This is a genomic window from Variovorax sp. 01T439_2, from assembly GCF_056398445.1.
Map to the genome: position 1 here is coordinate 1 of NZ_JBFTPJ010000334.1, position 9,920 is coordinate 9,920.

10 protein-coding genes and 1 pseudogene are annotated in these 9,920 nt (G+C 68.2%); 8 read left to right on the forward strand and 3 right to left on the reverse strand.

Annotated elements, in window-relative coordinates; genetic code table 11:
- The 4 genes from AC1DOC_RS16770 to hprK form a co-directional block, all read left to right on the forward strand.
- Positions 1 to 686: 3'-5' exonuclease (locus AC1DOC_RS16770; RefSeq protein ID WP_478130117.1), on the forward strand; the 686-nt coding region annotated here is incomplete at its 5' end.
- Positions 687 to 1,002: 316 nt separating this feature from the next.
- Positions 1,003 to 1,332, forward strand: a complete 330-nt coding sequence (gene hpf / locus AC1DOC_RS16775) for a ribosome hibernation-promoting factor, HPF/YfiA family (RefSeq protein ID WP_012745566.1) — start codon at positions 1,003 to 1,005, stop codon at positions 1,330 to 1,332.
- 188 nt (positions 1,333 to 1,520) lie between these two features.
- Entirely contained in the window at positions 1,521 to 1,988 is a 468-nt protein-coding gene (locus AC1DOC_RS16780; protein ID WP_012745567.1) for a PTS sugar transporter subunit IIA, read from the forward strand.
- Positions 1,989 to 2,082: 94 nt separating this feature from the next.
- On the forward strand, positions 2,083 to 3,042 hold the full coding sequence (gene hprK, locus AC1DOC_RS16785) for an HPr(Ser) kinase/phosphatase (protein ID WP_012745568.1): 960 nt from the start codon (positions 2,083 to 2,085) through the stop codon (positions 3,040 to 3,042).
- Positions 3,043 to 3,046: 4 nt separating this feature from the next.
- On the opposite strand, the gene fur is transcribed toward hprK, so the two are convergent.
- The gene (gene fur, locus AC1DOC_RS16790) at positions 3,047 to 3,466 is read right to left on the reverse strand and encodes a ferric iron uptake transcriptional regulator (RefSeq protein ID WP_012745569.1); all 420 of its coding nucleotides are present in this window, start codon (positions 3,464 to 3,466) and stop codon (positions 3,047 to 3,049) included.
- Between the two features lie 91 nt (positions 3,467 to 3,557).
- Here fur and AC1DOC_RS16795 point away from each other — a divergent pair, with 91 nt between their 5' ends.
- The 4 genes and pseudogenes from AC1DOC_RS16795 (at position 3,558) to AC1DOC_RS16810 (ending at position 6,127) form a co-directional block, all read left to right on the forward strand.
- Positions 3,558 to 4,118, forward strand: a complete 561-nt coding sequence (locus AC1DOC_RS16795) for an outer membrane protein assembly factor BamE (RefSeq protein ID WP_012745570.1) — start codon at positions 3,558 to 3,560, stop codon at positions 4,116 to 4,118.
- Positions 4,119 to 4,298: 180 nt separating this feature from the next.
- Positions 4,299 to 4,918: pseudogene (gene dapB / locus AC1DOC_RS16800) on the forward strand (4-hydroxy-tetrahydrodipicolinate reductase).
- A 7-nt stretch (positions 4,919 to 4,925) separates the two neighbouring features.
- The gene (locus tag AC1DOC_RS16805; RefSeq protein WP_478084458.1) at positions 4,926 to 5,636 is read left to right on the forward strand and encodes a MotA/TolQ/ExbB proton channel family protein; all 711 of its coding nucleotides are present in this window, start codon (positions 4,926 to 4,928) and stop codon (positions 5,634 to 5,636) included.
- A 20-nt stretch (positions 5,637 to 5,656) separates the two neighbouring features.
- Positions 5,657 to 6,127 (forward strand): ExbD/TolR family protein, encoded by a 471-nt coding sequence (locus AC1DOC_RS16810; protein WP_478079731.1) that lies wholly within the window; start codon positions 5,657 to 5,659, stop codon positions 6,125 to 6,127.
- A gap of 133 nt (positions 6,128 to 6,260) precedes the next feature.
- Here the strand turns inward: AC1DOC_RS16810 and AC1DOC_RS16815 are convergent, their stop codons facing one another.
- Entirely contained in the window at positions 6,261 to 8,744 is a 2,484-nt protein-coding gene (locus tag AC1DOC_RS16815) for a glycogen/starch/alpha-glucan phosphorylase (RefSeq protein WP_478084460.1), read from the reverse strand.
- Positions 8,745 to 8,789: 45 nt separating this feature from the next.
- Positions 8,790 to 9,920, reverse strand: a 1,131-nt coding sequence (glgA, locus tag AC1DOC_RS16820) for a glycogen synthase GlgA (RefSeq protein ID WP_478130118.1), incomplete at its 5' end; no start/stop codon positions are given.

The following is a 9,920-nucleotide window of genomic DNA, read 5'->3' on the forward strand; positions in this document are numbered from 1 at the left end:
TGCGCGAATTCGTGCCGCCCTCGGCCGCCCGCGAGGAGTGGGCGGTCTTTGCCGAAGCCTATGCCGCGCTGTGCACGCCCTCGCTGCCGTGGCCGGCCGATGTGGAACTGGCGGTGCGCTGGTATTTGCCGCACCTGGACCGGCTCTACGACGACCCCTCCGGCGTGCGGCGCGGCGACGTCGAGCAGCTGGCGCGGCTGGCCTCGGGCTACGGCTCGCGCGAGCGCTTCCTGACCGAACTCACGCTCGATCCGCCCGAAGCCACCAGCGACAAGCCGGGCCCGCCCTCGCTCGACGAGGACTACCTCATTCTTTCGACCATCCACTCGGCCAAGGGGCAGGAGTGGAATTCGGTGCATGTGCTCAACGTGGTCGACGGCTGCCTGCCGGCCGACGTGGCGCAGAGCGCGCACGAACTCGAGGAGGAGCGGCGGCTGCTCTACGTGGCGATGACGCGGGCGCGCGACCACCTGCATCTTCTGGTGCCGCAGCGCTTCTACGTGACGCAGCAGGCCGTGCGCGGCGACCGGCACCTGTATGCCAACCGCACGCGCTTCATTTCCGAATCGGATCTTGCCGGCTTCGAGCAGCAGACCTGGCCGCCGCCGCCGGCGCGCCCGCCCGCAGTGCCGCCGCCGGCCGCGGTGATCGACCTGCGCAACCGCATGCGCGCGGCCTGGAGCTGAGCCGGCCGGCCCTTCGCCCGGCAGGGTCACCGCTGGTGACGCACTGAAACACTTGCTGCCAAAGTGCCGCATCGGCGGGCCTGCATGCGCGGGCCGCTATGGAATCGCTAGCGTGAGCAGCGCATGGTMCGCCGGCGTCCGCCACCCGGAGAAGTCTGCTATTGCAATACCGTGACAGCTTGGGCATAGTGAATCGACCGTCCCATCTTTTCTCTTCTTCCCCTTTTCTCCCCCAACCCCCATATCTGTTTCGCCGGCCGCGCCCCATCCCGGAGCGGGGCCATTTTCCCAACCGTCAATTCTCAGGAGGTCATTCATGAATTTGACGATCAGCGGTCATCACCTCGACGTCACACCTGCCTTGCGCACCTACGTCACGAGCAAGCTGGACCGGATCACACGGCACTTCGACCAGGTGGTCGATGTGAAGGTGCTCCTCACGGTGGAAAAGCAGAAGGAAAAGGAACGCCGCCAAAGGGCGGAGTGCAACATTCACGTCAAGGGTAACGACATGTTCGCGGAGTCGAGCCACGCTGATCTCTATGCTGCGGTCGATGAACTGGTCGACAAGCTCGACCGCCAGGTGGTGCGCCACAAGGACCGCCTGCAGGACCACCACCACGCCGCGCCCAAGCGCGTGATGTAGCAGGCCACGGGCCAGAGGGCTGCAGCCCCTGCCGACAAGCCGCCTGCGGGCGGCTTTTTGCTGCCTGTTGCTGTTACCGGCGCTGACAAGGCTGCGAGGCCTCCGGGCAACATGTAGCCAAAAAGTAAGTAACGGGAGTGGGGGTTTTTACCAAGCGGGTGCATAATCGCCCCCGCCCTTCCCCCACCATGAATCGCCTCGCGTCCATCCTGCCGCCCGCTCAAGTGCTTGTGAGCGTTGACGCTACCAGCAAGAAACGTGCTTTCGAAGAAGCCGGCTTGCTGTTCGAGAGCCTTCACGGCCTCGGCCGCGCGCTCATCACCGACAGCCTGTTCGCACGCGAACGCCTCGGCTCCACCGGGCTCGGGCACGGGGTGGCCATTCCGCACGGCCGCATCAAGGGCCTCAAGGCCCCCATGGCCGCGGTCTTCCAGCTGGCCAACCCGATCGGCTTCGACGCGCCGGACGAGCAGCCCGTCGGGCTCCTGATCTTCCTGCTGGTGCCCGAGGCGGCCACCCAGAAGCACCTTGAAATCCTCTCCGAGATCGCCGAGCTGCTGAGCGACGCTAACCTGCGCGAGCAGATCAAGTCGAGCACCGACGCGGCCGAACTGCACGGACTCATTGCCGGCTGGCAGTCGACGCAAGTCGCCTGAAGTGCCTGCCCAGAGGCTCCCGCGGCCCCGCCGGGCCGGTTCCGCGGTATTCTGGCCGGCCTCCAACTAGGCGCGCAGCGCCATCTCCCCACGCATGAAGCCGACCGTCATCAGTGCCGACGCCATGTTCGAGGAATTCCGCGGGTCGCTCCGCTGGGAATGGCTCGCCGGGCTCGGGGCGTCAGAGCGCCAGTTCGACCCTGAAGTCATCAGCCGCGCCCAGTCGGCGGCCGATCTGGTCGGTTACCTCAATTACATCCATCCATACCGCGTGCAGATCCTGGGCGCGCGCGAAGTGGCCTACCTGACGCGCGGCAGCCAGGAAGACTGCGCCCGGCGCATCGCCCGCATCGTCACGCTGGAGCCGCCCATGCTGGTGCTGGCCGACGGCCAGGCCGCGCCGGACGAGCTGCTATCGATTTGCGAGCGCGCCCAGCTGCCGCTGTTCGCCACCCGCGAGTCGTCGGCCTTCGTGATCGACCTGCTGCGTGCCTACCTGTCCAAGCATTTCGCGGAACGCACCTCGATGCACGGGGTGTTCATGGACATCCTGGGCATGGGGGTCATGATCACCGGCGAATCGGGGCTCGGAAAGAGCGAGCTCGGGCTGGAGTTGATCTCGCGCGGCAACGGCCTGGTGGCCGACGACGCGGTCGACCTGTTCCGCATCAACCAGAACACCATCGAGGGCCGCTGCCCCGACCTGCTGCTGAACCTGCTGGAGGTGCGCGGCATCGGCCTTCTGGACATCCGCGCGATCTTCGGCGAGACGGCGGTGCGGCGGAAGATGCGGCTCAAGCTGATCGTGCACCTGGTGCGGCGCGACAGCTTCGAGCGCGACTACGAGCGCATGCCCTCGGCGCCGCTCACGCAGGATGTGCTGGGCATTCCGGTGCGCAAGGTCATCATCCAGGTGGTGGCCGGGCGCAACATCGCCGTGCTGGTCGAAGCCGCCGTGCGCAACTCGATCCTGCAGCTGCGCGGCATCGACACCTATGCCGATTTCGTGGCGCGCCACCACAAGGCGATGGAAAGCGGGCGCGACGGGGACTGACCGGCTATCTTTTGTTTACGCAGTCGCCGCACAGACCGTAGAGCGACATCGCGTGGTCCTGCAGGATCCAGCCCTTGTCCTTGGAGATCATCTGCTGGCGGCGCTCGATCTCGGCGTCGTAGAACTCCTCGACCTTGCCGCACGAGGTGCAGATCAGGTGGTCGTGGTGCGTGCCTTCGTTCAGCTCGTAGACCGCCTTGCCGCTTTCGAAATGGCTGCGCTCGAGGATGCCGGCCTGCTCGAACTGCGTCAGCACGCGGTAGACGGTGGCCAGGCCGATGTCGGAGTGCTCGTTCAGGAGCACGCGGAAAACATCTTCGGCCGTCATGTGGCGCTGGCTGCCGGTCTGGAAGATCTCGAGGATCTTCAGGCGTGGCAGAGTGGCCTTGAGGCCGGTGTTCTTGAGTTCGTCGATATTGGCCATGATGGTTCCTGCGCCCTGGGCTGCAGACAGGCCCCAAAAAGGGCCAGCCGCTACAATGGCCGATCATATCGCTACCCCCTTTTTTCCTCCCATGCCTGCCATTCTCCAACGCCGTCCCTGGCTGCTGGCCGCGGCCGTCGCCGCGACCTTCTGCCTCGGTGCCTGCAGCGGCTTCAGCGATCGCACGCGTGGTGCGCTGACGGCCATCACGCCCTACAAGGTCGAAGTGGTCCAGGGCAATTTCGTGTCGAAGGAACAGGTCGAGGCGCTCAAGCCCGGCATGTCGCGCCAGCAGGTGCGCGAAATCCTCGGCACCTCGCTTCTGACCGACGTCTTCCACAAGGACCGCTGGGACTACGTCTTCACGATCAGGCGCCAGGGCGTCGATCCCCAGGAACGCCGCCTGACTGTCTTCTTCAACGGCGAACTGCTCGACCGCTTCGAGGGCGACCCGATGCCCAGCGAGGAAGAATTCGTCGCCACGCTCGACACCCGCAAGAAGAGCGGCAAGGTGCCGCCGCTCGAGGCGTCGGAAGAAGAGCTCAAGAAATTCGCCCCCAAGGACGACGGCAAGAAGGCCGATGCCACCGCCACGGCCACCAGCCTGCCCCCGCTTCCCGCCGCATACCCCCCGCTCGAAGCCGCGCGCTGAGCGCGCGCCAAACCCAGGGCGAGGGCGGGCGCACCCGCCGGGTCGGGCGGGCGTGCCGGTTTCCATGCCAATTTCGAAGGCTGAATCCGCGTGACTGAATCCATTTCCACTTCTTCGTCCCTTTCCGGGTCTTCCACGCCGCCGCTGCGGCGCATCGCGATTGCGGGCGCCTCGGGCCGCATGGGCCGCATGCTGGTCGAGGCGGTGCGCGAGGCGCCCGATTGCCGGCTGGCCGGCGCGCTCGACATGGCGGGCAGCAACGCCATCGGCGCCGATGCGGCTGCGTTCCTCGGCTTCACGAGCGGCGTGCCGATCGTGGCCGACCTGCGCACCGGCCTCAAGGAATCGCGATCATGGTCTCGCCCAACATGAGCGTGGGCGTCAACGTCACCTTCAAGCTGCTCGAAATGGCGGCCAAGGCGCTCTCGACGGGCTACGACATCGAGATCATCGAGGCGCACCACCGCCACAAGGTCGATGCGCCCTCGGGCACCGCGCTCAAGATGGGCGAAGTGATCGCCGGCGCGCTGGGCCGCGACCTGAAGGACTGCGCCGTGTACGCGCGCGAAGGCATCACCGGCGAGCGCGACCCGTCCACCATCGGCTTCTCCGCGATCCGCGGCGGCGACATCGTGGGCGACCACACCGTGCTGTTCGCGGGCACCGGCGAGCGCATCGAGATCACCCACAAGTCCGCGAGCCGCGTCACCTACGCGCAGGGCGCGCTGCGCGCCGTGCGCTTCCTGGCCGGCCAGAAGGCGGGCCTGTTCGACATGTTCGACGTGCTGGGCTTGCGCTGAAAGAACGATGAGCGTCCTCGAACTGCTGACCCAGGGCGACGGCGTGAGCCGCTCGGTGGCGGCGCTGCTGCTTGCGATGTCGATTGCCAGCTGGGTGGTGATTCTGTGGAAAGCCTGGCTGCTGCGCGGCGGCACGCGCGACGTGCTGCGCAGCATTGCGGCATTCTGGCAGTCGGCCACGCTCGCCGATGCGCAGCAGCGCCTGCAGGCCTTCGACCGCGCCATGCTGGTGGGTCCGGCCGTGAGCGCCATCAGGAACGCGGCAGCGGCAGCAGATGCAGGCGATTCCACGCTCGGCGCCACCACCGGCGACCGCAACCAGCGGCTCACGCGGGCGCTGCGCGGCGCGCTGCATGGCGCGCTGCGGCGCCTGCAGTCCGGCCAGATCCTGCTGGCCACCGTCGGCGCCACGGCGCCCTTCGTGGGTCTGCTCGGCACGGTGTGGGGCATCTACGGCGCGCTGTCGGGCATCGCGGGCCAGACCGGCGGCTTCACCATCGACAAGGTGGCCGGACCGGTGGGCGAGGCGCTGGTGATGACGGCCTTCGGCCTGGCCGTGGCCATTCCGGCCGTGCTGGCCTACAACGTGTTCGGCCGCGTCATCGGCCGCATCGAAGCCGAGCTCGAGGGCTTTGCGCACGACCTGCTCGGCAGCTTCGGCAGCCCGCCGACACTGCCCGCGCCGCCGCCCGCGCGGCCCATGCCGGTGTCGGCCTAGCCGAACGGAGCGCACGAGCCATGGCCTTCGGTCGCACCTCCCTGGGCAGCAGTGCCGCCGGCGGCGGGCGCGCGACCGGGGCGGGCGGACAGCGGCCGCTGTCCGACATCAACGTCACGCCGCTGGTCGACGTGATGCTGGTGCTGCTCGTGATCTTCATCATCACCGCGCCGCTGATGGCGAGCTCGATCAAGCTCGACCTGCCGCAGACCGATGCCGGCCAGCCCAACGACACGCCCAAGTTCGTGAGCGTGTCGGTCGATGCCGCGGGCAAGACCTTCCTCAACGACCAGCCCGTGACCGACGAGGAACTGGCCGCCCGCCTGCAGAAGGCCGCCGCCGACAGCAAGGACACCGAGGTGCAGCTGCGCGCCGACCAGACGGTGCCCTACGGCAAGCTGGTGGCGCTGATGGGCATTGCGAACAAGGCGGGCCTGAACCGAATCGGCTTCGTGACCGAGGCCAAGGCGGCGCCCGAAACGCCGCGCTGATCCTGTCTTGCTCCTTCCCCTTCCGGGGGAAGGCTGGGATGGGGGCTGGCCCCGCATCCGATGACGCGAAGGCATCGAGGCCGACGTGCCCCCACCCCGGCCCTCCCCCGGCAGGAGGGAGAAAGTCGAAGGCTCAGGCCAGCACCACGGGCTTGGTGTGCCAGATCTCGTGCGCGTACTGCGCAATCGTGCGGTCGGACGAGAACGCGCCCATGCCCGCCACGTTGAGGATGGCCATGTGCGTCCAGGCGTCCGGGTCGCGGTAGAGCGCATCGACCTCGGCCTGCTTCGCAACGTAGCTCGCGTAGTCGGCCAGCAGCAGGTAGTGGTCGCCCCAGTTCACGAGTGCGTCGTAGATGCCCTGGTAGCGCGAGGGCTCGCCGGCCGAGAAGGCGCCGTCGCGGATCGCATCGAGCACGCGCTTGAGCTCGGCGTTCTCTTCGTAGATGTCGCGCGGCTGGTAGCCGCGGGCGCGGATGTCGGCCACCTCTGGCGTGGTGTTGCCGAAGATGAAGATGTTCTCCGCGCCCACGTTGTCGCGCATCTCCACGTTGGCGCCGTCGAGCGTGCCGATGGTGAGCGCGCCGTTGAGCGCGAACTTCATGTTGCCGGTGCCCGAGGCCTCGGTGCCTGCGGTGGAGATCTGCTCCGACAAATCGGCCGCGGGCATGATCACCTCGGCCAGGCTCACGCTATAGTTGGGCAGGAACACCACCTTCAGCAGCTTGCCGACACGGCTGTCGTTGTTGATGGTGTGGGCCACGTCGTTGATCAGCCGGATCACGAGCTTGGCCATCTGGTAGGCCGAGGCCGCCTTGCCCGCGAACACCACCACGCGCGGCACGATGTCGACCGGCGCGCCCGCGGCCTGCGCATCGAGGATGCGGTGGTAGCGCGTGACCACGTGCAGCACGTTGAGCAGCTGCCGCTTGTATTCGTGGATGCGCTTGACCTGCACGTCGAACATCGCGTCGGTGTCGAGCACCAGGCCCATGTGCTGCTCGACCCAGTTGGCCAGGCGCAGCTTGTTCTCGCGCTTGGCATGGCGGAAGGCCCGCGCGAAGGGCGGCTGGGCCGCCATCGGCCGCAGCGCCTCGAGCTGCGAGAGATCGCGCCGCCAGCCCTTGCCCAGGCGCTGGTCGAGCAGGCTCGCGAGCGGCGGGTTGGCCTGCGCGAGCCAGCGCCGCGGCGTGACGCCGTTGGTCTTGTTGTTGAAGCGCTCGGGGAAGATCCTTGCGAAGTCCGCGAAGATCGATTGCTTCATGAGCTCCGAATGCAGGCCCGACACGCCGTTGATCGAATGGCTCGCGAGCACCGCCACGTAGGCCATGCGCACGCGGCGCTCGCCCGCTTCGTCCACCAGCGAGAGCCGGCGCAGCAGCTCGACGTCGTTGCCGGCCTTCTGCGTCACGGCCGCGAGGAACTTCGCGTTCATGTCGTAGATGATCTGCAGGTGCCGCGGCAGGATGCGCCCGAGCATCTCGACCGGCCAGGTCTCCAGCGCCTCGTGCATCAGCGTGTGGTTGGTGTAGCTGAACACCTTCTGCGTGTGGGCCCAGGCCGTGTCCCACGCCAGGCCGTGCTCGTCGAGCAGGAGGCGCATGAGCTCGGGCACCGCGAGCACCGGGTGCGTGTCGTTCAGGTGGATGCTGACCTTGTCGGCCAGCTGGTCGAAGCTCTTGTGGTTGCGCAGGTAGCGCCGCAGCAGGTCCTGCACGCTCGCGCTGCAGAAGAAATATTCCTGGTGCAGCCGCAGCTCGCGGCCCGAAGGCGTGGAGTCGTCGGGGTAGAGCACGCGCGAGACGTTCTCGGAGTGGTTCTTGCTCTCCACCGCCGCCATGTAGTTGCCGCGGTTGAAGGCCGAGAGATCGATTTCCTCGGTGGCGCGCGCCGACCACAGGCGCAGCGTGTTGGTGGCCTGCGTGCCGTAGCCCGGGATGATGGTGTCGTAGGCCACGGCCAGCACGTCGTGCGTGTCGACCCAGTCGGCCGCGCCGTAGGGCGCGTTGGTGCCCTCGCGCTTCTGCACGCGGCCGCCGAAGCGCACGCGGTAGTTCACCTCGGGCCGCTGGAACTCCCAGGGGTTGCCGCGCGTGAGCCAATAGTCGGGCGTCTCGACCTGCTGGCCGTCGACGATGCGCTGGCGGAACATGCCGTATTCGTAGCGGATGCCGTAGCCCATGCCCGGCACGCCGAGCGTGGCCATCGAGTCGAGAAAGCAGGCCGCGAGCCGGCCGAGGCCGCCGTTGCCCAGCGCCGCATCGGGCTCGCGCTCGGCCAGGGCCGCCATGTCGACGCCGAAGTCGGCCAGCGCTTCGCGCACCGTGTCGTAGAGGTCGACCGCCAGCAGCGCATTGGTGAAGGTGCGCCCGATCAGGAACTCCATCGAGAGGTAGTAGACGCGCTTCAGGTCCTGCGCATAGTTGGCGCGCGTGGTCGCCATCCAGCGCTCGACCAGCTGGTCGCGCACGGCCAGAGCGGTGGCGTGCAGCCAGTCGTCCTGGCTGGCCGCGACGGGGTCCTTGCCGACCGCGTAGATCAGCTTGTTGGCGACGGCGCGCTTGAACGCGGCCACGTCGCGGTCGGGATGGTCGTAGGCGAAGTCTTTGATGGTCATGGGCTTCGGTGAAGAGTGGTGGGGTTGTGTGCCGTGGCGCTTGGTTCAGGTGCCGGCGGACTCGAGCGCCTGCCGGTAGACCTCGATGTACTGGCCGGCGGCGCTGGCCCAGTCGGCCGGGCGCCGCATGGCATTGCCGCGCACGCGGCGCCAGTCGGGCGCACGCTGGTAGAGCGCGAAGGCGCGCCGCAGCGCGCGATCGTAGTCGGTGGCATCGAAGCGGTCGAAGACGAAGCCGCTGGCATGGCCGCTGGCCATGTCTTCGAGCGTGCAGTCGACCACCGTGTCGGCCAGGCCGCCGACGCGGCGCACCAGCGGCAGGCTGCCGTACTTGAGGCCGTACATCTGCGTGAGGCCGCAGGGCTCGAAGAGCGACGGCACCAGCGTCACATCGCCGCCGCCGAAGAGCTGGTGCGCGAGCGTTTCGTTGTAGCCGATGGTGACGCTGACCGCGCGCGGCGCGGCCGCCGCGCGCTCGCGGAAGGCTTGCTCGAGCCCGGCCTCGCCGCTGCCGAGCAGCGCGAGCTGGCCGCCTTCGGCCAGCAGGGTGTCGAGGCCGCCGAGCACGAGGTGCAGGCCCTTTTGCTCGGTGAGCCGGCTCACCAGGATGAAGAGCGGCGCATCGGGGCGCTCGGCCAGGCCGAGCTGGTGCTGCAGCACGGCCTTGCAGCGCGCCTTGCCCGCCATGTGGCGGCCTTCGGGCGTGTGGTAGCCCTGCACCAGCGCACTGTCGGTGGCCGGATTCCAGACCTCGTCGTCGACCGCGTTGAGGATGCCCGTGAGCACGCCGCCGCGCAGGCGCAGCAGGCCGTCCAGGCCGAAGCCCTGCTCGGGCGTCTGGATCTCGCGGGCGTAGGTCGGGCTCACGGTGGTCAGGCGGTCGGCAAAGTAGAGGCCGCCCTTCATGAACGACACCTGCCCGTGGTATTCGAGCCCGTTCATGTGGAACGCCGGCGCGGGCAGGCCGAGGTCGGCAAAGTTCCACGGCGCCGAGATGCCCTGGTAGGCCAGGTTGTGCACCGTGAACACGCTGCCCGCGCGGGTCAAGCCGGCCTCGCGCGCGAAGTGCAGGTAGGCCGGCGCCAGCCCCGCATGCCAGTCGTGCGCATGCACGACCTCGGGCTGCCACGCGGGATCGAGCCCCTGCGCCAGCTGCGCCGCGGCCCAGCCCAGCAG